Here is a 21,593-nt window from a genome sequence, read left to right on the forward strand (position 1 = left end):
CCGCGGAAACTGCGTGGCTGCCGCGTTCGAGGTGCCGGTATCGTCCGGTCTCCCGACCCGTCCGGCCGTGCCCGCGGCCCGCGTTGAGAGTGATGTACATGAGCAGCCGGCAGGCAACGACCACCCTCTGGCGCCCCACCGGCCCCGAGGAGCTGGATCTGGTGCGGGAGCTGGACTGGCGTGCATGGCCGCCCCGGCTGCCCGAGCAGCCGATTTTCTACCCCGTCCTGAACGAGGACTACGCGATCAGGATCGCCCGGGACTGGAACGTGAAGCACGACGGCGCGGGCTTCGTCACCCGGTTCGAGGTCGAGTCGGAGTTCCTGAGCCGGTACCCCGTCCGGCAGGCGGGCGGGCAGACGATCCTGGAGCTCTGGATCCCGGCCGAGGAGCTGGACGAGTTCAACGCCCGCATCGTCGGCGAGATCCAGGTGGTCCACGAGTTCCGCTGAGGAGAGGGGCCGCCCTGCCCCGTCAGCCGGTACCGCGGCCCGACCGGAGCCGGGCACGCAGGTTCAGGCCGCGGCTCCCGCGGGCACGTGCGTGCCGGTCGAGTTCCTCCATCAGCCGTTCGCTGCGCTTCTCGACCCCCAGCTCGTCCAGCACCCGGTCGATCTCCGCGAGCAGGGCACCGTACAGCTGCCACTGCGCCGGATGCTCGCGTACCCGGGACAGCAGCAGCACGGCGAACTCGTCCCGGCTCGCACGGGCGACGGCCAGCTCGCGGGCCAGCCGCGCCTCCGCCTCCTGGGCGTTCGAGCTGACCTCCGCCGCGATCAGCTCGGCGAAGCTCTCCACGGCCACGGCGGTGTGCTCCGTCACGCTCCGCAGGGCGGCGTGCACACCGGCGGGCAGCTCCGGGCCCGGGCTCCCCGCCGGCTGGGCCCGCGCGAGGTCGGTCAGCGTCCGGCAGGCCACGCGCAGCACCACCGCGCAGATCTCCAGGGTGTCCAGCCCGGTCCGCAGCACCAGCCGGAAGAGGAGCCCCTCCTTGACCCGCGGGTTGAGCCTGAGGCTGTCCTCGGCCTGCCGCAGGGCGGCGTCGACCTCGGCGATGTCGTTGTCGAGGCGGCGCGCCTCGTGCAGGCGCGCGGCGGCCTGCCCCAGGTCGGTGGCACCGAGCGGGGTCCGGCCCATGTGGTCCAGCAGGCGGCTCATCCGCGCGGCGAGGCCGGTGATCGCCTCGCCGGCCGGCCCCACCCAGACGGGCGGGACGACCAGGAGGTTGACCAGCAGGCCGACGGCGGCGCCGATCAGGGTCTCCAGGATGCGGTCCCAGGCGGTGGCGGCGACCCGCGTCACGCCCAGGACGAGCATCGCGCTGATCGCCACCTCGGGTACGAACTCGTCCACCCGCACCAGGTGGCCGACCAGCAGCGAGGCGAGGATCAGCAGGCCCAGGCTCCACCAGCTCAGTCCCACCAGCGCGCTGAATCCGATGGCGATGACGACGCCCGCGACCACCGAGTTCATCCGCCGGATGCCGGTGGTCAGGGTCGAGTACAGGGTGACCTGGACGACGAGCAGGGCGGTCAGCGGCGCGGTGAGCGGCGCGGGCTCGCTGCTCAGGCGCAGGGCGACGACGTACGCGAGGACCGCGGCCGCGGTGGACCGGACGGCTTGGACGACGACGGGCTCCCGGTGGCGACGGGCGAGGCGGGCGAGCCGGGTGATCGGTTCCGTCATGATCGGGCGTCTGCCCCCTCCTCGCCCCCGTACGCGGCGGCTGCCGTCCGGGCGGCAGCCGCCGCACGCGCGCAGTCCCCACCGGCCGGACGTTACCTTCCGGCCGGTCGTTCAGGACGGTTCGACGCCCGTGGGGAGCAGCAGGACATGGCGTTCGTCCGCGGTGAGGCCCCCGCGCACTCCGTACGGGATGCGCTGGGCGAGGGCGTGGCGGCGGCACGGGATGCGGACGGGGCAGCCGCCGCAGATCTCCTTGGCGGCCGCGTCGCCCGCCCGGGCGGCCGCGCAGTGCTCCGGCGTGGCCGCGGTGAACCGCTCGGCCTCCGCTACCCGCCAGGCACCTCCACCCGTTCCGCTGTCGTGGTGTCCGGGCGTGGGAGTGAGGGCGGTGGAGGCCATGGGGCAGCTGTCCTTCCGGTGGGGGCGGTCCTGCCGACGACCGCCCGGTGCTGCCCGTATGACCGGGAACGGAACGTTCATGCACCCTCGGGCCCGGCAATTCCTGCGTGACCGCGATCTTCCTCCCCGTTCCGCCCCGTGCGACGCCTCCGGAACGGTACGCGCCCGCGTCCTGACCCGGTCGGCGGATGCCGCCGCTGCCGTCGTCCCGGAGGCCGGGCTCCGGGACGACGGCGGGACGCCTGGACGCGGGCCGGTCTCAGCCGAGGAAGGGCAGCAGTACCCGGTGCAGGGGCAGGTAGGCCGGCCGCCCGCTCCGGCCTACCTGGTAGCCGAGCATGCCCGCCGCCGTGGCCGCGGTGACCTCGTCGGGGTTCTCGCCCTCGAACACGGCCCGGCAGCCGCCGGAGTTCTCGACGGCACGCCGGAACAGGGCCGGTGCCGGCTTGGACTCCTCGGCGCTGCGCGGTGTCAGGATCCGCTCGCCGAAGTACTCCCAGACGAACGGCTCCGCCTCCGACCAGCTCGCCGCGATGTACTTCTTCGTCGCCTCCGCCCGTTCGGCATCGGTCGCACCCCAGCTCGGCGGCACGTTCGTGATGATGCCCACCGGCACCCCGGTGTAGTGCAGCTGCCGCAGGTACCGCAGTGCGCCCCGCATGTACGTGAGGTGGGCCCGGTCGGAGGTGTCGACCAGGGTGTCACCGAGGTCGAACCAGACCACCGAACAGCCCGGCACCCGCCCTTCGGGCACCGGCCCGTCCGCCGAAGCCGACCCGGCGGGCGCGAGCATCGTCGCCGCGGTGAGCACCACCGCGGCCACGCGAGCGAACAACTTCATGAGATCCCCCGATTCCCTCGTGCCGACTTCCGGCAGGATCCCCATGATCCCGGTCCGACCCCCGCCCGCGGAACCACCTGGGGACCTCTCGGTCTCGGGATTCACCCCGGCCGTCCCCCGCGGAGGCGAACAGCAGGGCCGCCCCCTCGCAGAGGGCCACCGCCGCTGGCCGCCGGCCGGTACCGTCCGGGCAGGTCACGCCGATGTGGAGGAGCCCTGTGATCCCTCTTGCGCTGGAAGCCATTGCCGCCGCTGTCGGAGGGCGCCTGTACGACGTGCCGGACCCGGGCGCGCTGGTGACCGGGCCGGCAGTCGTCGACCCGCGGGCGGTCGTGCGCGGGGGCCTGTTCGCTGCGCTGACCGGTGCGCACGGCGACGGGCACGCCTTTGCGGGCGCCGCTGTCGGGGCCGGTGCGGCGGCGGTGCTCGCGACCCGTCCGGTGGGTGTGCCCGCTGTAGTGGTCGACGACGTGCGGGAGGCCCTCGGTGCGCTCGCGTGTGCCGTGTTGGCCAGGGCCCAGAAGGCGATGGTGATCGGGCTGGCCGGCTCGGCGGACGGGACGAGGGCCGCGAAGGAGCTCCTCTCGCGCCTGCTGCCCGCCCTCCGGCCGACGATCACCGCCACGGAGCCGTACGACGACGGACTCGCCGTCCCGCTGGCCGTGACGCGACTGGGCTCCGGATGGCAGTTCCTGGTGCTGGAGATGGCCGCCGGCAGCCCCGACCACGTCTCCCGCCTCACGCGCATCGCCCCGCCGATGGTCGGCCTGGTCCTCGATGCGGGGGCCGCCCAGGGCGGTGGAAGCGACGGCCGAGAGAGGTCCTCCCGGGCCGCGGGTGAACTGGTCGAGGCCCTCCCGAGCAAGGGGCTGGCCGTCCTCGACGTCGACGACCCGCCGGCGGCCGCGTTGGCCTCCCGCACCCGTGCGCAGCTCGTGACGTTCGGCACCGCACCGGGGTGCTTCGTACGGGCGGTGGACGTGGGGACCGATCGGGCGGGCCGGGCCTCGTTCCTCCTGGTCGCGGCCGGTTGCGACGCCCGGGTCGCGCTGCGCGCGTCCGGCGCCCGGCACCTGTCCCGTGTCCTGGGCGCGGCCGCCGTGGCGATCGGGCTGGGCGCCGACGTGGAGAAGACGGCGCAAGCGCTGTCCCGGGCGGCCGGGGACCGTCCGGCCCGCGCGGCGGACGCCTGACAGCGGTGACGGCCCGCGGGGTTCCACCCCGCCGCGTCGTCCGCCGGCGTCGGCATCGCTGTGTTCCCGGAGCGGGGCCCGACGTTGACGTGGTGCCAGGCGCCCATGAAGCCGAGGACCACCGGTCCCGCACGCACCGGGAACTCGGGTGCGCCCGCTGAACCCCGAAGGATGCCGCCCGCCGCGCCCGCTGCTCCGGCACGCGGGCGCAGCGGGCATCCGCACGCGACGGCGCAGGAGTCACCCGCCCCGCTCCGCCACCGGCACCGCCGGCCCACCCCCTGAGGCCGGTTCCCCGCATCACCCGGACCCGTCGGACCCGCTCGGCCCGTGCCGGGGCGGGCCGCCGGCCGGGCCGGCGGTGACGGTTCAGAACCGCCTGCCCCAGTTCACGGTTCCGGAGACGCAGTCGTTCCAGCCGAACTTGCTCAGGTGGTAGCGCGTGAGACCGGCCGGCAGTTCGAGCCGCGAGCCGCCCCAGTTGGGCCTGTCGAACAGCGTGATGTGCCAGCGGCACCAGTCGACCGAGGAGATGATGTCATTCCAGTCGCCCAGACCGAAGGCCCCACGGGGCACCTTCTTGAGGTCTCGCCACCCTCTTCCGGGGCCGTTCTGCAGCCAGTCTCCACCGAGGTCGTCGTGCTCGTAGTAGTGCGAGTCGACCGAGAGCGAGTCCGGGTTGGTGGTGCCGATGTCGCTGTGGCGGGCAGCGGTGACGAGGTGGTCCCTGATCCCCTCCAGCGTGGTGAACATGTAGAGGACCTCGTTCCCCTTCCCGTCGAGGCCCGGTGTCGAGTACAGCGGCTGGCCGTCGAACTCGTGGACCGTCTCGGGCTCGTTCGTCTCGCCGTCGATCACCACTGCCATCTCGGGCGGCCGGTGCGGCCGGGGAGGGAGTTGGGCATCTCCGTCGGCATGGCCGATCATCATGATGTGATCCTCGCGCGTGATGCGCGGTGCGGTGGCGGCCAGTCGTTCCACGATCGCGTCGAACGAGTCGATGCCCGATTCCGCCAGGCTTTCGCGAACGCGAGCCGTCATCTCCGCATGGTCTGATTCCTGAATTCTTCGATGCATCTGCTCGGTCATGGTGAATTCACATTCCCCTCTCCCGGTCGGCGTGGAAAAAGCACACGGCCGACGCAGAGGTGTTCTTCATCGGGTGGGCGGGTGATCCGCCGGCATCTGCCGGCACCGGCCCGGTGCTCACACGCTGACTTCGCACAGGAAGAAGCGATTTCGGATTCAATATCCGAACCTGGGCGATCAGGAGTCGGCTCACCCCATTTCATTCAGGCACATGTGCATATGACGCGCATGTGGATCACGGCGAGTACTGTCTTGGGCCATGGTCGAGGACGGGGACACGGCAGGGGAGTCCGGCGAGATCGCCCTGAGCAAGCAAGACCTCCGCGCGGTCACCGCGTTCGCTGCGGCGTGTGCGGAAGGGGTGCTGGAGGTGTTCGAAGGCGCTCAACCGGACGACGTGCGGCCTCGAAACGCGATCGGCGCCGCATGGGAGTTCGCGCGAGGCGGTGAGCGCGGGAAGGCGCTGCGCGACACCGCCTGGGCGGCACTCAAGGCCGCCAAGGGCGCAGACACCGCGGCGGCGGGCGAGGCGGCTCGGGCGGCGATGTCCGCGGCAGGCGCTGCGTACCTCCACCCGCTGGCCAAGAGCACCCAGGTCAAGCACATCCTCGGAGCCGGTGCCCACGCGGCCAGAGCCGTCGAACTCGCCGCCGGGGACGACCGGAGCGTGGGTGCCGAACACCTCGAACGGGTGCTGCACCGTGCCACCCCGTCCGTCATCGACGTACTCACACGCTTCCCGCCCGCACCGAGCGGCGGCGGACGCGTCGGCGAGTTGACCCGCACCCTGGACACCGCCCTCCGCTCACTCGCCCTCACGGAGTGACTTCGTACGTCCACCTGGTACGCCCCACCTCGCCCGCCCGCCCGCCCGTTCAGTGGCGAGCGCCGGGGCCCGCCGCGCAGGCGCAGCCTCTCCGGCCCTACGCCGACGGTTCGCGTTGCCGCAGGGCGGTGTGGCCCGCCACGGACATGGTGATCGCGAAGAAGAACAGGGGAATCGCGAGCGCGCTGAACAGGGCGCTGCGCCAGAACACCAGCACCAGGGACGAGTGGACGATGAGCAGCGCGACGGCGAACGCCATCCCGCGGATTTGACGGCTGCCGCGCGACACCAGCAGGAGGGGGCGGCGCAGGTGGGGCGGCACCCGCCGGCTCTGCCACAGCAGCCAGCCTCCCCAACTGCCGAGGAGTACGGCCGCGCACACCAGGTAGGTGGCGAGGGCGTCGAGGCCGGCGGCGCCCGCACGCAGGTGGGCGGAGCCGCACGACACGGCGATCATTCCGGCGAGGGCCACCCAGCGGGATCCCGAGACCGTTCCCCAGGCCATGGTCTCCAGGGTGTGGCGGGCCTGGCGGTCGTCCACGTCGAGGGCGGCGGACTGGACGAAGCCCTCGGCGGCCCGGGCCCAGGAGCCGGGACGGAGCCAGCTGCGGCGCAGGTGGAGCAGGGAGAGGTTGTAGTGGGCTGCGCTGCTCTCCGGGTCGAGCCGCAGCGCCGTCTCGTACGCCTGCCGGGCGACCCGGTGGTTGCCGGTGCGCTGCGCGGTCAGGCCCACGAGGAAGTGGGCGTGGCTCTCCTCGGGTGCGAGGGCGACGGCCGTGCGGGCCGACTCGTGCGCGGCCCGCCTGTGCTTCTTGCGCCCGCCGCCGTCGAGGACGACACCGAGGGTGTAGTGGCTGCCCCAGTGGTGCGGGGCGAGTGCGACGGCGCGCCGGGCGGCCTGCTCGGCCTGCTCGTACTCCTTCAAGGCGAGCAGGACGTGACTGTACGTCAGCCATCCGCTCGGCGACTCGGGGGCGACGCGCAGGGCGTGTTCGACGCTGGTGAGCGCCTGCTGTTCGTCGCCGAGGCGGTGCCGGCAGCGGGCGAGCAGCACGAGTGCGGCCGCGTCGTCCGGCGTCGTGGCGAGGTGCTGGGCGGCGAGCGCGGCGGCCTGCTCGTGGCGCCCCAAGTCGAAGAGTACGACGGCCTGTTGCAGAGCCCGGCTCATCGGACCTCGTCCCGGTCGTGGGTGACGCCGAGCAGGTTCGCCACCGGCGCCGGCCAGAACAGGACCTGCGGGTCGCCGCGTTGAGCGTCCCGGTGTCCTTCGGGGTCTTGGGGAACGGAGGGAACTGCAGCTCCGGGGTCCGTTCGCCCGTTCGATGGTAGCGCTCGTCCGTGCCACCGGAATCGAGCGGGGCCCGGGCCCGTGGCGAGCGATGCGGGGCCGGGATATTCGCTGGTTGCCGGTTGCCGCTGGCGGTCATACTGCCGCGATGGAACCGGTGACGCTTGAGACCGACCGTCTGGTCCTGCAGGCCTTCACGCCCGCCGACGTGGAGGCGGTGCACGAAGCCTGCCAGGACGAGGACATCCAGCTCTACACGCCGGTGCCGGTGCCGTACCGGCGTGCCGACGCGGAAGAGCTCGTCTGCGAGAAGCTGCCCGCTCACTGGGCCGCGGACAGGGACTACACCCTCGGCGCGTTCCGCAAGGACACCGGCGCGCTGGTCGGCTCGTACTGCCTGACCCTCATCAGCCGCGGAGTCTGGGAACTCGGCTACTGGGCGGTCAAGGAGCAGCGCGGTTGCGGGTATTCGGTGGAGGCCGCCCGGGCCTTGTGCGACTGGGGTTGGGCCGCGCTCGACGTCCACCGCATCGAATGGTGGGCGATGGCCGGGAACACGGGCTCGCGTGCCGTCGCCGAGAAGCTCGGCTTCACCGTGGAAGGAACCCTGCGCAACCGCAGCATCGCCAACGACGGCAAGCCGCACGACTGGTGGGTGGGCGGCCTGATGAGGCCCTGACGCCCGTGCCGGTGCCGGATCCCGGTCCGCCGTACGTTCCCGGTCAGGCGGGCCGGGGGAGCATGGGCGGGTTGAGGCGGGTGAAGCCTTCCTGGCGTTCGTAGGGGAAGTGCGGGTACGGGGCCGGGCGGTGGCTGACGGAGTCCAGGCGCGCGGTCTGCTCCGGGGTCAGCGACCACCCCACCGCGCCGAGGTTCTGGCGCAGCTGTTCCTCGTTGCGGGCCCCGATGATCACGGAGGCGACGGTGGGCCTCCCCAGCAGCCAGTTCAGGGCCACCTGCGGGACGGTCCGGCCGGTTTCGGCCGCGACCTCGCCGAGCACGTCCACCACGTCGTACAGCAGCTCCGGATCGACCGGCGGACCGTAGTCGGCGGTGGCGTGCAGGCGGCTGCCCGCCGGCAGCGGGCGGTCGCGGCGGACCTTCCCGGTCAGGCGGCCCCAGCCGAGCGGGCTCCACACCAGGGCGCCCACCCCCTGGTCCCGGGCGAGGGGCATCAGGTCCCATTCGTAGTCCCGGCCGATCAGGGAGTAGTACACCTGGTGTGCGGTGTAGCGGGGGCGGCCGTCGCGTTCGGCGGCGGCCAGGGACTTCATGAGCTGCCAGCCGGCGAAGTTGGAGACGCCCACGTGGAGCACCTTGCCCGCACGGACCAGCCCGTCCAGGGCTTCGAGCACCTCCTCCACGGGTACCGCCGCGTCGAAGGCGTGCAGCTGGAACAGGTCGATGCGGTCGGTCCCCAGCCGGGTCAGCGCCTCCTCTACGGCTCGTACCAGCCGGGGCCCGGAGGTGCCCGCCTCCCCGGGACCGTCCCCGGTGGGCAGTCCCGCCTTGGTGGACAGCAGGAGCCGGTCCCGGCGGCCGCGCGTCGCCTCGCCGAGGACGGACTCCGAGGCCCCGGCCGAGTAGACGTCGGCCGTGTCGAAAAGGGTGATGCCCGCGTCGAGGGCGACGTCCACCATGCGCCGGGCCTCGCGCACGCCCGTGTCGCCCCAGGCCCCGAAGAGCGGGCCCGAGCCGCCGAAGGTGCCCGCTCCGAAGCTCAGCGCGGAGACCTCCGGGCCGGACGTACCGAGTCTCCTGTACTCCATGACAACCCCCAGTTCTCTAATGGGACTGTGGCCCCGTTAAGATGGTCCCAAGGTAGCAGTCGTACGGCAGTAATGGAACTGGAGTCCCGTTATGGCGGATCAAGTGACACCCCGGGAGCTCCCCGCGGGGCGGGAGGCGGACCAGCCCGCCGAGGGAGACCCAGGCAGGGCGGGGCAGCCCGCCGACCCCGGCACCCTTCGGCCCGGGGGCCGTACCGCCCGGGTCCGCGCGGCCGTACTCGACGCGGCGGGCGACCTGATCGCCGAGTCCGGGCTCGCGGGACTCGACCTTGCCGAGGTCGCCCGCCGGGCCGGGGTCGGCAAGACCACCGTGTACCGGCGCTGGGCCACCACCACGGGCCTGGTCGCAGACCTGCTGGCGCACATGGCGGAGGAGTCCGTGCCGCGCACCGAGACCGGCAGCCTGGACGGGGACCTCCTGGCCAACGCCGAACTGGTCCGCACCACCTTGTCCGACCCCCGCCAGGGCGCCCTGTTCAAGGCGGTCATCGCGGCGGCCGCCACCGATCCGCGCACCGCGGACGCCCTGCACCGCTTCTACCGGATCCGGGTCGCCGAATGGGCCCCGTGCGTGACCGCGGCCGTGGCCCGCGGCGAACTCCCCGCCGGCACCGATCCCGCCGAAGTCGTCAGGGCCGTCTCCGCCCCGCTCTACTACCGCCTGCTGACCACCCCGGAACCGCTGACCCCGGAACTCGCCGCCACCGCCGCCCGCGCCGCCGCGGCCGCGGCCCGGGCAGGCGCGTACTCGACCGCCGGCGCCTGACCCTCAATCGGGGTCCGTGCGCCGCGAGTTGCGGCAGGCTCCGGAACCCGGACGGCCCACGGCACGGCCACCCGGCACCCATGCCACGACGGGACGCTGCCGCCAACAGCCGCGGCAGGCGCAGCAGCCACGGCCACCCCGCCCAGGGGGAGCCCGGCAGGCGACGGCCGGTCAGCCCGTACGGCGCGGTGCGCGGCGCGGCCGACGCCGAGCGGTCGAGGGTTCGGACGCGGCTCCGGGAGAGGAGAACCCGCCGGGGATCGCGACGCGCGGTCCCTGCGGCGCTGCGGAGGGCGCCGCGGGCGCCGGCACCGCGGGCCTGCCGAGGATCGTGGTGTGCGGGATCTGCCGCGCGCAGGCCTGGCAGACCTCGGCCAGCGTCCAGACCTGCCCGACGGCCGGATTGTGGACGAGGACCAGGAGCGTGGCCGCGGTGCACTGCGCGGGGCTGCTCTCGTGCCACGCGCACTGCGCGGAGCCGCACGCGCACGAGGTGCCGGGGCGGAGGGCCGCCAGGCGCGCGTGGGCCTTGGCGTGGTCCGCGGCGAAGCGCCGCAGGGACGCGGTGTCCCGCGAGCGCGCCGGCATGCGGCAGGCGGCGCTGCTGCAGCTGACCGACGCCGTGTGGTCGGCATAGCCGGTGAGGCGCACCGTCCAGGTACGGCCCGGTGCAGCCGATGCGGAAGTAGGGGTCACATCGAAAATCCTGTCGTGCGGTGCCGGCATGCCGACGCAAGCGGAACCCTGCGGCGCGGGGCCGCAGGGCGGGGCCGGGGCGCGAGCGAGGGGAAGCCGTCGGCGCCGTTCCGGCGGAGTGAGTACGGCTGCCTGAGGCCTTTGTCGCACGCCGAGGGGCTTACGTCAACGAGACCTGATGGAGTTCTGAGGTTGATGCCCCTCCGACGCCCGCTGCGACACCCGATGCGACGCCCGGTGCGACGCCCGCTCCCACGCCCGCTCCGACGATACGGGACGGACTCGGTGCGTACGGGTTGCGCCGGTGCGGAGCGCGGCGGTGTCGGGCCGGACCTGGCACGCCCGCCACCCCGGCAGGCTGAGCGCGCCCCCGCCGCCCGGCCGCCGGCGCTTCACCGGGCGGCCGGCCCGGTTGCAGCACGGCCTGGTGTGCACCCGCGGGGAACAGAGGGCGAGGCCGACAGCTCGGCGGCGGCGCGGCGAGCGGACGCGGCGTGGTGCGGGGAGTTCCAGGCCAGGGCGACGCGTTCTGCGTGGGCGTAGGCGTCGGCCGCCGCCGTCCGCTCACCGAGCAGGCGGTACAGGTCGCCCAGCGGCTGCGCGAGCGGCCGGGTGGCATAGGCTCCGCCGGCTGCGCCGCCGAACTGGTTCCGCAGGGGCAGCAGGTGCCCGATCAGCATGCCGGCCGTGGCCGTGTCCCCGTGGCGGACGGCGAGTTCGCTCCGGTAGTCCAGCTCGATGCCGTAGAGGTGGTCCGTCACCGGCCGGGCGGGGAACGAGACCTCGCGCGCTTCCTCCAGCCGCCCTTGGCGGGCCAGCAGGAGGGCGTGCGCCACGGCCACCGGTGCGCCGACCGCCGCGTGGACCTCGCGGACGCTGCGCTCGATGTCCGCGGTCCGGCCCTGGGTGAAGCGGATCGTCCACAGGCCCAGCGTGCGCGGCCCGTTCGCGTGGTGCGCACCCACCCGGCGGAACAGTTCGTCGGCCTGGGCGTAGCGCTCCTCCGCCTCGGTGAACCGTCCCGCGATGGCGGCGAGCATGGCCCGGGTGGTGGCGTTGATGCCGCGCGCCCAGAGCATTCCGTACTGGTCGGCGAGGCGCAGGCCCTCGCGCGTGTGCCGGTGGACGCTCGCCGGGTCGTTGCGGCCGGCGGCCGTCATGGCGTCGAGGTGCTCGCACACCCACCGGTAGGCGGGCAGGTCGTGCTCGGCTGCCAGGTGGCGCAGGCGCGTGACGAGGGGGTCGCGGTCCTCGGTGTGTCGTTCGTGGGGGAGGAGTTTGGCCGAGGTCATCAGGGCGGAGGCCAGCAGCCGGGGTTCTCCGGAGGCGCGGGCGAGTTCCAGCTGTGCGTCGGCCGCGTCGCGGGCGCGTGCTGCGTTCTCGCCGGCCACTGCGTCCGCCAGAACCTGGAGGACCCTGGCGCGGGTTGCGCTGTCCAGGGCGCGGTCCTCGGCGAGGCGTTCCAACCGGGCCAGGGCGGTGGGCTCGAAGCGGCCTTCGAGCCTGCTGCGCCAGGGGGAGGGCTCGGTCCAGGCTCCGTAGACGGCTGCCACCAGGTCGTCGCGGTGCGCCTGTACGGCCAGGTCCACGGCGCGCTGCCGGGTGTGGCGTGCCGCGTCCGTGGCCCCGGCCCGGACCTGGGCGGTGAGCAGGCGCACCATGAGGGCGATGGTTGCGGCGGGGTCCGTTCGCGGGTCCGCGGTGGCTGCCGTGTGCACGTCGAGCGCCTGGGCGATGAGTCCGACCGCGATGTCGTGGGCGTACCGCTGCTCGGCGAGTTCGGCCGCGCGCAGGGCGTAGTCCACGGCCAGCGGGGCGTTGGAGGTCCGGCCGGAGCGGGCGAAGTGGTGGGCCAGCGCCGCCAGGTCGTCGGGGCGGTGCCGGCGCAGGACCGCGGCGATGCGGTCGTGCAGCCGGGCACGGCGTATTCCGGTGAGGTCGGTGTAGACCGTGTCGCGCACGAGGGCGTGGACGAAGGCGACCCGGCCCGGCCCGGGCTCGGTGAGCAGGTCGGCCGTGAGGGCGGCGTCGAGTCCTTCCAGCAGGGTCTCCTCGTCGGTGCTGGCTGCCTCCACCAGCAGTGCCGCGTCGGTCTCCGTGCCCATGACGGCCACCAGGCGCAGGGCGGTGAGGGCAGCCTCGGGCAGCAGGGCCAGCCGGCGGCGCAGGACGTCGCGGACCCCTTGGGGCACGTCCGACAGTGCGACCAGGGCGCCTTCGCTTTCCAGGAGGCGGGCGCTTTCCCATACGTAGAACGGGTTGCCGCCGGTCCGTGCGGCGATCGCGGCCACGGTGGCCGGGGCCACAGGAGTGCGGCAGACCGCGGCGACGACGGTGGCGACGGCGTCGGCCGGCAGACCGCCCAGCGCGATCCGGTGCGGGGCGCGCGGGGCGAGCTGGGCGAGGGTCTTCGCGAGCCCTTCACCGACCTCGGCCGGGCGGTAGCAGGCCACGGTGAGCAGGGGGACGCCGGTGAGGGCGGCCGCTGCCTCCAGGAGCGCCAGTGTTTCCGCGTCGGCGCGGTGGAGGTCTTCCAGCAGCACGGCGAGCGGCTTGTCCGCGGCCGCGGCGGAGAGCCAGGCGGCGAACGCCCGGTGCATGCGGAAGCGGCCTGCGGTCGCTTCGTCGCGCGTGGCGGCGGGCGCGGCATCAGGCTCGTGCAGGAGCACGGCCAGTTCGGCAGGGGGCGCGGGCTGTGCGGTGCGCGCGAGTGCGCCGAGTGCCTCGACCCACGCCCAGGCGGGCGGCGCTCCTTCGTATTCGGGGCAGCGCCCCACCACGACCGTCCAGCCGTCGACCGCCAGCCGGTCGGCGAGCCGGGCGAGGAAGGCCGACTTTCCGGCGCCCGCCTCGCCGGTGACCAGGACCAGCTCGCCGTCCGCCCGTGCCGTGCGCGCGGCGGCCAAGGCGGTGCGCAGTTCCTCCTCCCGCCCGAGGAACGGCTTCGCGGTGTGCACCGCGGCCGCTTCCGGCGCCGGGACGTGCGGGTCCGCGCCGCCGGTGCCGACGGCGCTGGTGCCGACCGCGGCGGCGCGGTCGCGGGTGGTGGCGGTGCGGTCGTTCGCGGCGGCGCGGTCGTGCGTGGCGGCGGTGCGGTCGTTCGTTGTGTCGCGGTCGTGGGCGGTGGCGCCCGTACCTGACGGGTGGGGCCGTACGGCCGACGCCGGCACCAGAGGGTCGGACGTGTCGGGAGCCGGTGAGGTCGCGGCCTGCAGGACGTCCACGCGCTGGTCCAGCAGGGCCCGCTCCACGCCGGCCAGTACGGGGGAGGGGTCGCAGCCCAGCTCCTCGCGCAGTACGGCCTTGGCGCGGCGCAGGGCAGCCATCGCGTCGGCCTGGCGCCCGCAGGCCCAGTGGGCGAGGGCGAGCAGCCGCCAGCCCTCCTCCCGCAGCGGGTGCGCTTCCACGAGGGCGGTGGCCGCCCGGGCCGCTTCGGCCGGGGACCCGCTGCGCAGCTCGGCCGCTGCGGCGAGCTCGCGGGCGTCCCCCAGCAGGGCGGTGAGCCGGGCGGCTTCGGGCGCCGCCCACTGCTCGTCGGCGTGTTCCTGGAACGCGGGGCCGCGCCACCAGGACAGTGCCTCGCCCAGCAGGTGGCGGGATTGCGGGGCGGGGACCGTGCGCGCCTGTTCCAGGCGTGCTTCGAACCGCCGGGCGTCGACCGCTTCGCTCGGCAGCCGGAGGGCGTACCCCGGTGCGGCGGTGACGAGGACGCGGGCGGGCGCGCGGGGCGGCCGCTCGGGCTCCACGAGGCGGCGCAGGTTGGACACGTACGCGTGCAGGGAAGCGGTGGCCTTCGGCGGCGGGTTGCCGCGCCACAGGTCTTCGGCGAGCCGGTCGACCGACACCACGGCGCCGCGGGCGGCGAGGAGTCGGGCGAGCAGGGCACGCTGCCGAGGGGCTCCCAAGGGGACCGGGACGCCTTCCCTCTCGGCTTCCAGGGGGCCCAGAACTCGTATGCGCAACACGTCCGGGAATCTACCGGACAGCGCCGAAACGATCATTGGACGAGGAGTAAACGTCCCTGCTCAGAGCTGATGTGGACGGCCGGCAAGACGATGGTGGCGGCGTCGGCGGGGTCGGCGGGGTCGCGGGGGGGCGCAGGGCGGCGGGGCGGCGAGCGGCGGCGAGAACCCGCCAAGCCGGCGCCAAGTCCGCCCGAAGCAGACGCCAAGCGGCGCCCTGCACGCTGCTCCCATCCGATCCGCCACCCGTCACGGAGCAGTCGAGCGTGTCCCAGAGCAGTTTCCCCAGCCCCGTCCCCGGGCGTCCCTACACCCACGAAATGGTCGTGGTGCACCGCGTCTTCCGGCGCGAGTCGGCCCTCCTGCCGAAGCTGGTCCGGGCCGTACCCGAAGGCGCGGTGGAGCGTGCCGCAGTCGTCGGCGCCCACCTGGCCGAGTACGTCACCGGCCTGCACCACCACCACACCGTCGAGGACGAGACGATCTGGCCGCTGCTGCGCGAGCGGGCCCGCACACTCGCGGACGGTACGGACATCGTCGTGCGCATGGAGGAGCAGCACGCCCGCATCGACCGGAGCCTGGCCGCGGTGACCGGCCAGGCGCCCACCTGGCAGCGGAGCGCCGACGGTGCTGCCGGCGAGGAGCTCGTACGGGCCCTGGAAGAGCACCGCGTCGCGCTCCTGGAGCACCTCGACGACGAGGAGCGGCTCGTTCTGCCGCTGGTGGAGGAGCACCTGTCGGTCGCCGAGTGGGACGCAGTGGGCCGCCGGGGCATGGAGACGGTTCCCAAGGACAAGCTCATGCTGGCCCTCGGCTCGCTCCTGGAAGACGCCGACCCGCAGGAGCGCGCGTACTTCCTGGACAGGGCACCCCTGATCGGCCGCCTCCTGTGGCGGGCCTTCGGCCGGCGCCAGTACACCGCCGCGTGCCGTGCCCTGCGCGCGCCGCTGGACGGAGGGACGGGCCGGTGACCGTCCTCGCTTCGGCGCCGCTCGACGTCCTGGACGCCTACCGGACCTGCGAGTTCGCCACCCTGGCCAAGGACGGCACCCCTGCGGCGTGGCCGACGGCGGTCCGCCGCCGGCCGGACGGCACGCTGCTGCTGACCACGTCCCTCGCGTTCGCGCAGAAGGCGCTGAACATCCGCCGGGACGGCCGCGTCGCACTGCTCTTCTCCGACCCGACGGGCAGCGGGCTCGACGGCCCCCCGCAGATCCTCGTGTCCGGCCGCGCCGCATGCCCCGACACGGTCATGACCGGACCCCAGGGGGCCGAGGACTACTGGCGGACCCTGTTCGCGCGCCAGCCCCACAGCCGCGGATACGTCCGCTTTCCGATGAGACCCCTCATGGGCTGGTACTACCTGCGGCTGCTGATCACCGTGGAGCCGGACGCCGTGCGCGTCCGGCCGCCCCTGGCGCAGCCGGCCGGACCGGCGTCGCCCGCGATCGGGCCCGGAGTCTCCCTGCCCGGATCCTCGCAGCTCGGCCGCTTTCCCACGGCCGTCCTGGCCGCGCGGGACGCATCCGGTGCGCCCGTGCTGGCCCGGACCCGTCCGGTGGCCGGGCCGGCCGGGTACCGGCTGTCCGTACCGGCCGACTGCGCCGCCGCACCGGGCCCGGCCACCCTCCTGGTGCACCGCCACGACGCCCTGCTGAACCACATGTACAACGCCCTCGTGCGCGGCGAACTCCGGCGTGCCGGAGAGGACTTCGTCCTGGTGCCGACGCACGTGGTGGAACCCATGGGCTCGGGCTCGGCGCGCGACGCCGTATCGGTCCTGCGGCGGGCCAAGGCCTCCACCGACCGCTACCTGAAGCGCCGCTCCCTGCCCCGACCCGAGGTCCAGTGGGACCGCTTCCGGTCCTTGGCCAGGCCGGACCAGGACTGACCGCAGGCATTGACGCCTCCACCCCCCTCACCCTCGGCGGCCCCCGCCGCCCGGCACGGCGCGCGCGGGGCCGCAGGGACCTGCGTACGCCGGGGGCCGCGGCCGTGGCGCTACTGCAGGACATCGGGCTCTTGTTCGCAGACGAGGTCGGCGAGGAGCTGCATCTGGCAGGCGCGGTCCATGGCGATGAACCACCAGGCCGCCCCGAGGCCGCTTCCCCGGTGCCGCTCAAGCGGATGGCCCGGGCCTCCCCGCGCCCCGAGACCACCCGAGGCCGTACGCCCGTCTGCCCAAGCTCTCCGGACCGGGCGGGGGCCCCGCCCGGTCCGCAGATGGAGCAAGTACTCGCGGCAATCGTGGTGGAGCGTTACGCCGGAAGAAAAAGGTGACATGGTCTGTCGGGTTTAGCGTGGATGCTCGATGGCATGACCCACACGGAAATCACCAACCAGCACACCCAGCACACTCGGAAGACCGGACGGAGCGGCGCGGCCGGTCCGCTCGCGGGGCGGGTCGCGCTCGTCGCGGGTGCCACCCGCGGGGCGGGTCGGGCCCAGGCCGTGGAGCTGGGCCGGTCGGGCGCGACGGTCTACGTCACCGGCCGCACCACCAGGGAGCGGCCCAGCGAGGTCGGCCGGACCACCGAGACCATCGAGGAGACCGCCGAACTGGTCAGCGCCGCGGGCGGCACCGGGATCGCGGTTCCCACCGACCACCTCGACGAAGCCCAGGTACGCGCCCTGGCCGAGCGGATCGAACGTGAGGCCGGGCGGCTCGACGTCCTCGTCAACGACCTGTGGGGCGGCGAGCACCTTCTGGTCGCCTCGGTGTTCGGGAAGAAGAGCTGGCAGACCCCGCTCGCCGACGGCCTGCGGATCCTGGAGCTCGGAGTGCGCTCGCATGTGATCACGGCGGCGCTGCTGCTGCCGCTGCTGATCCGCTCCGACGCGCCGCTCCACGTGGAGGTCACCGACGGCACCGCGCACTCCAACCGCCGCTACCGGGAGAACATGTACTACGACTTGGCGAAGAACGCCCCGATCCGCCTCGCGTTCGGGCTGGGCCAGGAGCTGGCGGAGTACGGGGGCACGGCGGTCGCCGTCTCGCCGGGCTTCCTGCGCTCGGAGCAGATGCTCGCCCACTTCGGGGTGAGCGAGGAGAACTGGCGTGACGCGATCGCCCAGGAGCCGGCCTTCGCGATCGCGGAGTCCCCGACCTACCTGGCCCGCACGGTCGCGGCGCTCGCCGCCGACCCGGACCGCGCGAAGCGGTGGAACGGCAAGTCCACCTCCAGCGCGGAACTCGCCCGGGCGTACGGGGTGACGGACGTGGACGGCAGCCGGCCCGACGCGTGGGCGTACTTCGAGGCCCTCGACCGCAGCCGGGAAGCCGCCCCGGAGGACTACCGCTGATCCGCGGGCTCCTCCGCTTCCGCCGCCCGCCAGTCGGCCTGATAGAGGGCGGCCAGGGCTGCGGCGCGCTCACGGAAGCGGCCGCGCAGGCGGGCGGGGGCCAGTACCTCGGCGTCCGGGCCCAGCCCGGCCAGCTGATCGAAGGCGACGTCCTCGGATTCCGTCGGCAGGTCCAGGGTGACCAGGCCGGCGGGGTCCGGGCCGCTCGCGGAGGCCAGCGCGTCCGCGACGGCGGCCGGGTCCGCGACGGCGGGCAGCCGCCGCAGTCCCGCGTCGGTCAGCCGGACCGTGACGGTGGTGCGCAGCAAGGCGCGCGCGAAGGCCGCCGAACGGGCCTCCCAGTGTGCGGCCAGGTCGAAGCCCGGATCACGCAGGAACGGCTCCTCTGCTCCGGCAGCGGGTCCGAGTGAGGCGATCCGGTCGACACGGTAGGTGCGCCAGCCGCCCTCGTGATCCTCCCGCCCACCGCGGACGCGGACGACGGCGTACCAGGTGCCCGCCTTCAGCACGAGCCCGTACGGCTCCACCACCCGCGCCACGACGGAGGACGGCGCGCCGTCCCGGCCCGGGCGCACGTACGACAGCTCGACGGGCCGGTCCGCCCACACCGCGCGGGCGAGTTCCGGCAGCAGTTCCGGGGTGGCGGGTTCGCGGAACCAGGCCGGCGCGTCGAGGTGGAAGCGGCGCACTGACGACTCCGCAGCCCTGCGCACCGACGGCAGCAGGGTCGCGGTGAGCTTCAGCCGGGCGGTTTCCGCCGCGTCCGACAGCCCCAGGTCCCGCAACGCCGACGGCAGACCCGACAGGAACAGCGTCTCCGCCTCGCTCGGATGGAGCGTGGTGAGCCGGGTCCGGTATCCCGCAGCAAGGAAGTACCCGCCCACCCGCCCCCGCTCCGAGCGCACCGGGACGCCGGCCTCCTGCAACGCCTGCGCGTCGCGGATCACCGTCCGTTCGGAGACCTCCAGCTCACGGGCGAGAGCGGCCGCGGTCAGGCCGGGGTTCGACTGGATCAGGAGAGCCATGCGGATCAGACGGGCAGCACGCATCCCCCAAGCATCACCCACCCGGCAAACGACCCCTCCACCTGCCACCGCTGCTCCGCCCTCGCCAACCCCCGCCTTCCGCGGTGTGCCGCCCACTGCGTGTCACCCGCGCGGGGCGGGCTCGTTCGGGTGGATCTGCCGGGGCCGAACCCGTACGCAGGCCTTCCGCGGACGGCGGGAGTCCCGCTCGGAATCGGCCCGGCAGTCCGGCACGGGCCGTCCGCGCGGCCGCCTGGGCGCAGCCCCGACCGCGACGTGTGACATGCTCGGTCCATGACGGGGAACGCGGGGCGCTCGGTACCGGGCCCGGAAGACAGCGGCCCCGGTGAAGCCGACGGCGCCTCGGTCTTCTCGTCCCGCCGCTATCTGCCCTCCCGGCCTCCCGAGGCAGGCGCGCGGACCGATGAGGCACTGCCGCCGGCAGCGGTGCAGGAGATCCTGGACGGCCTCCCCGGATCGGTGATCTTCCTGGCCCCGGAGTACGGACCTGATGGCGAGGTCGCGGATTTCCGCATCCTGGCGGCCTCACCCGACGCCGTCGACATCGGCGGCCGGCGGGGCAAAGACCTCGTGGGGCTCAGCGTCGTCCACACCTACCCGACCGTGGTCGGCTCCCCGCTGTGGCAGGGCTACCTCGACGCCCTCCAGACAGGGACCCGCTACCAGGGGGATCCGTTCGAGTACGAGGAGATCCTCGCCGGCATCCCGCGGCACTCCCGCTTCGCGGTCCGGGCGGCGGCCTGCCGGGGCGGACTGACCGTCTCCTGGGTGCGCCTGGACACCGGGGAACGCGAGCAGCGGCGCCTGACCGTGATGCAGCGCCTGGGCAGCATGGGGTGGGCGGACTGGGACCTGGTGCGGAACACCATCACCTGGTCCGACGAAGCCTTCACCGTCTTCGACCGGGACCCGTCCCTGGGGCCGATGACCCTGGAAGAGCTGCCCCGCCATGTCGTCCCCGACGACCTGCCCGCCCTCGGCGAGGTCGTGCCCCGCCTGCTGGGCCAGGGCAGTCCCATCGACCACACCTTCCGCATCACCACCCCCAGCGGACGCGTACGGCACGTGCGCATCGTCGCCGAAGCCGAGACGGACGTCGACGGCCGGCCCGTGGAAGTCCACGGCTTCTTCCAGGACCTGACCGCCGTGAAGGACGCCGAAGCCAGGCTCCTGGAATCCGAGAAGGCCGCCTCGGCCCAGCGCACTCTGCTGGATGCCGAACGCGACCTCGCCGCCAGGCTCCAGCACGCCCTGCTCCCGCAGACCCAGCAGACCCTCGAACTCGCCGGACTCACCGTGGACGTCGCCTACCAGCCACTCCAGGAAGGACTTGCCGTCGGCGGCGACTGGTACAGCGCCGTCGAACTGCCCGACGGCAACGCCCTGATCGTGGTCGGTGACGTGGCCGGCCACGGCCTCGACGCCGTGGCCACCATGGCCCAGCTCCGCTTCACCGCCAAGGGCATGGCCGTCACCGGCACGCCCCTGCCCGAGATCCTGACCCGGCTGAACACCCTCCTGCTGCACAGCGGGGACCGCGCGTTCAGCACCGCCACCATGATCATGGCGCGCTACGAGCCCGGCACCTCCGTACTCACATGGGTCCAGGCCGGACACCCCCCGCCCCTGCTCCTGCGCGGGGGCGAGGCCCGCTACCTCGCACCGCCGGACGGCATCCTGCTGGGCGCCGCATCGCGCTCGCACTACGAAGCAGCCACCGTGCGCCTCATGCCCGGCGACCAGCTCCTGCTCTACACCGACGGCCTGATCGAAAAGCCCCGCGAGGACTTCGACGGCGGCCTGGAGCGCCTCGCCCGCACGGCCCTGCACCCGGAGGCCGGCACCACGCTCCTGAACGGCGTCCTGGCCGCGCTGGTGGACCCCGATGCCCGCCGCGACGACGTCTGCGTCCTCCACATCAGCCGGTAGGGCGCCCCGTACGAGAGCGCCGAGCCGGTCCACCGACGTCTTCGGCCGGCTCAGGAGGCGGGGGTCCGGGGTGTGCCGTAGCGGACGATCAGGGCCTGGTGGAGGTCGCGGAGGGCGGCTTCGGCGTCCTGGAGTTCCCCTGGGGTGGGGGTGTGGTTGCGGCGGATGAGGGGTTCGAGGGTGGCGGCGCAGCCTCCGGCGAGGTGGCCGAGCGGGTTGTGGGCGCGTGCGCCGACCAGCGCCAGGGCGATGACGGCCTCCCACAGGGACGCGATGCGGGCCTGCAGCGTGGCCTCCGTCGGGCGCGGGACGAGCTGCTCGAGGAGTGCGTGGGCCTGTGCGCGTTCGGCGTCGGCCGGGGCCACGCCCCCGAGGACCGTACGCTGCATGATCACGCGGAAGGTGTGGCGGATGCACGGCGCGGCGTCGGTCGCGGCGCGCGCGGGGGCGAACGGGTCCGGGCCCGGGGCACGGGGGTGGGTGTGGGGGAGCATGGCGGGGGCCGCCATTTCGGGTGTCGGGAGCCCATTACGGTCGGCTTTGCCGCAGCACTGCGGGAACGGAGGCCGTCACGCGCACGGGTTGGCCGTGCGCAGCCGAGCAAGACCTCCCGTACCGTCCTGCGGCCACACGCTACGTGACCTCGTGGTGGCGCGGGGTCCCTCACCAGACCAGGCTGGTCGTATCTCTATTGTTCCCCGCCGGCCGCCCGCCGAGTCATCGGCGAGGCGGCTTCCAGGATGCACGTGCGGATGCCCCGCGGCGCCGGGTCCGTGCCG

The 21,593-nt window shown here is 73.9% G+C and carries 19 protein-coding genes; 9 read left to right on the top strand and 10 right to left on the bottom strand.

Annotated elements, in window-relative coordinates:
• Positions 1-98: 98 nt before the first annotated feature.
• Positions 99-452, top strand: a complete 354-nt coding sequence (locus ACZ407_RS13475; RefSeq protein WP_468128193.1) for a hypothetical protein — start codon at positions 99-101, stop codon at positions 450-452.
• Positions 453-474: 22 nt separating this feature from the next.
• On the opposite strand, the gene ACZ407_RS13480 is transcribed toward ACZ407_RS13475, so the two are convergent.
• From ACZ407_RS13480 to ACZ407_RS13490, 3 genes are all read right to left on the bottom strand, one after another.
• On the bottom strand, positions 475-1,686 hold the full coding sequence (locus tag ACZ407_RS13480) for an FUSC family protein (RefSeq protein ID WP_468128194.1): 1,212 nt from the start codon (positions 1,684-1,686) through the stop codon (positions 475-477).
• A 111-nt stretch (positions 1,687-1,797) separates the two neighbouring features.
• Complete coding sequence (locus ACZ407_RS13485) at positions 1,798-2,085, bottom strand: WhiB family transcriptional regulator (RefSeq protein ID WP_468128195.1); 288 nt, start codon at positions 2,083-2,085, stop codon at positions 1,798-1,800.
• Between the two features lie 259 nt (positions 2,086-2,344).
• Positions 2,345-2,926 carry an HAD family hydrolase gene (locus tag ACZ407_RS13490; protein WP_468128196.1) on the bottom strand — a complete coding sequence of 194 codons (582 nt, stop codon included), beginning with the start codon at positions 2,924-2,926 and terminating at the stop codon, positions 2,345-2,347.
• A 218-nt stretch (positions 2,927-3,144) separates the two neighbouring features.
• Here ACZ407_RS13490 and ACZ407_RS13495 point away from each other — a divergent pair, with 218 nt between their 5' ends.
• Complete coding sequence (locus tag ACZ407_RS13495; protein ID WP_468128197.1) at positions 3,145-4,119, top strand: Mur ligase family protein; 975 nt, start codon at positions 3,145-3,147, stop codon at positions 4,117-4,119.
• 369 nt (positions 4,120-4,488) lie between these two features.
• On the opposite strand, the gene ACZ407_RS13500 is transcribed toward ACZ407_RS13495, so the two are convergent.
• On the bottom strand, positions 4,489-5,160 hold the full coding sequence (locus ACZ407_RS13500) for a hypothetical protein (RefSeq protein WP_468128198.1): 672 nt from the start codon (positions 5,158-5,160) through the stop codon (positions 4,489-4,491).
• Positions 5,161-5,467: 307 nt separating this feature from the next.
• Between ACZ407_RS13500 and ACZ407_RS13505 the strand changes: the two genes are divergently transcribed.
• Entirely contained in the window at positions 5,468-6,034 is a 567-nt protein-coding gene (locus ACZ407_RS13505; RefSeq protein ID WP_468128199.1) for a putative immunity protein, read from the top strand.
• Between the two features lie 97 nt (positions 6,035-6,131).
• Here the strand turns inward: ACZ407_RS13505 and ACZ407_RS13510 are convergent, their stop codons facing one another.
• Positions 6,132-7,202, bottom strand: coding sequence for a tetratricopeptide repeat protein (locus ACZ407_RS13510; protein WP_468128200.1), 1,071 nt, complete (start codon positions 7,200-7,202; stop codon positions 6,132-6,134).
• A gap of 268 nt (positions 7,203-7,470) precedes the next feature.
• Here ACZ407_RS13510 and ACZ407_RS13515 point away from each other — a divergent pair, with 268 nt between their 5' ends.
• Positions 7,471-8,001 (top strand): GNAT family N-acetyltransferase, encoded by a 531-nt coding sequence (locus ACZ407_RS13515; RefSeq protein WP_468128201.1) that lies wholly within the window; start codon positions 7,471-7,473, stop codon positions 7,999-8,001.
• Positions 8,002-8,044: 43 nt separating this feature from the next.
• Here the strand turns inward: ACZ407_RS13515 and ACZ407_RS13520 are convergent, their stop codons facing one another.
• Complete coding sequence (locus tag ACZ407_RS13520; RefSeq protein WP_468128202.1) at positions 8,045-9,091, bottom strand: aldo/keto reductase; 1,047 nt, start codon at positions 9,089-9,091, stop codon at positions 8,045-8,047.
• Positions 9,092-9,182: 91 nt separating this feature from the next.
• Between ACZ407_RS13520 and ACZ407_RS13525 the strand changes: the two genes are divergently transcribed.
• Positions 9,183-9,878, top strand: a complete 696-nt coding sequence (locus tag ACZ407_RS13525; protein ID WP_468128203.1) for a TetR/AcrR family transcriptional regulator — start codon at positions 9,183-9,185, stop codon at positions 9,876-9,878.
• A gap of 171 nt (positions 9,879-10,049) precedes the next feature.
• Here the strand turns inward: ACZ407_RS13525 and ACZ407_RS13530 are convergent, their stop codons facing one another.
• The gene (locus ACZ407_RS13530) at positions 10,050-10,574 is read right to left on the bottom strand and encodes a hypothetical protein (RefSeq protein WP_468128204.1); all 525 of its coding nucleotides are present in this window, start codon (positions 10,572-10,574) and stop codon (positions 10,050-10,052) included.
• A 392-nt stretch (positions 10,575-10,966) separates the two neighbouring features.
• Positions 10,967-14,479: a BTAD domain-containing putative transcriptional regulator gene (locus tag ACZ407_RS13535; RefSeq protein WP_468128205.1), complete on the bottom strand. Its 3,513-nt coding sequence runs from the start codon at positions 14,477-14,479 to the stop codon at positions 10,967-10,969.
• 323 nt (positions 14,480-14,802) lie between these two features.
• On the opposite strand from ACZ407_RS13535, the gene ACZ407_RS13540 reads away from it, so the two are divergent.
• The 3 genes from ACZ407_RS13540 (at position 14,803) to ACZ407_RS13550 (ending at position 17,839) form a co-directional block, all read left to right on the top strand.
• Positions 14,803-15,507, top strand: coding sequence for a hemerythrin domain-containing protein (locus ACZ407_RS13540; protein ID WP_468128206.1), 705 nt, complete (start codon positions 14,803-14,805; stop codon positions 15,505-15,507).
• Complete coding sequence (locus tag ACZ407_RS13545) at positions 15,504-16,427, top strand: pyridoxamine 5'-phosphate oxidase family protein (protein ID WP_468128207.1); 924 nt, start codon at positions 15,504-15,506, stop codon at positions 16,425-16,427. The genes ACZ407_RS13540 and ACZ407_RS13545 overlap by 4 nt, the downstream gene beginning before the upstream one ends.
• Before the next feature lie 425 nt (positions 16,428-16,852).
• Positions 16,853-17,839: an SDR family oxidoreductase gene (locus ACZ407_RS13550; protein ID WP_468128208.1), complete on the top strand. Its 987-nt coding sequence runs from the start codon at positions 16,853-16,855 to the stop codon at positions 17,837-17,839.
• On the opposite strand, the gene ACZ407_RS13555 is transcribed toward ACZ407_RS13550, so the two are convergent.
• Entirely contained in the window at positions 17,830-18,888 is a 1,059-nt protein-coding gene (locus ACZ407_RS13555; RefSeq protein ID WP_468128209.1) for a helix-turn-helix transcriptional regulator, read from the bottom strand. The genes ACZ407_RS13550 and ACZ407_RS13555 overlap by 10 nt on opposite strands.
• Before the next feature lie 270 nt (positions 18,889-19,158).
• Between ACZ407_RS13555 and ACZ407_RS13560 the strand changes: the two genes are divergently transcribed.
• Entirely contained in the window at positions 19,159-20,814 is a 1,656-nt protein-coding gene (locus ACZ407_RS13560) for a PP2C family protein-serine/threonine phosphatase (RefSeq protein ID WP_468128210.1), read from the top strand.
• 50 nt (positions 20,815-20,864) lie between these two features.
• Here ACZ407_RS13560 and ACZ407_RS13565 read toward each other — a convergent pair whose 3' ends face one another.
• On the bottom strand, positions 20,865-21,209 hold the full coding sequence (locus tag ACZ407_RS13565; RefSeq protein WP_468128211.1) for a hypothetical protein: 345 nt from the start codon (positions 21,207-21,209) through the stop codon (positions 20,865-20,867).
• Positions 21,210-21,593 lie beyond the last annotated feature (384 nt).

This window comes from Streptomyces sp. NPDC030809, from assembly GCF_055572195.1.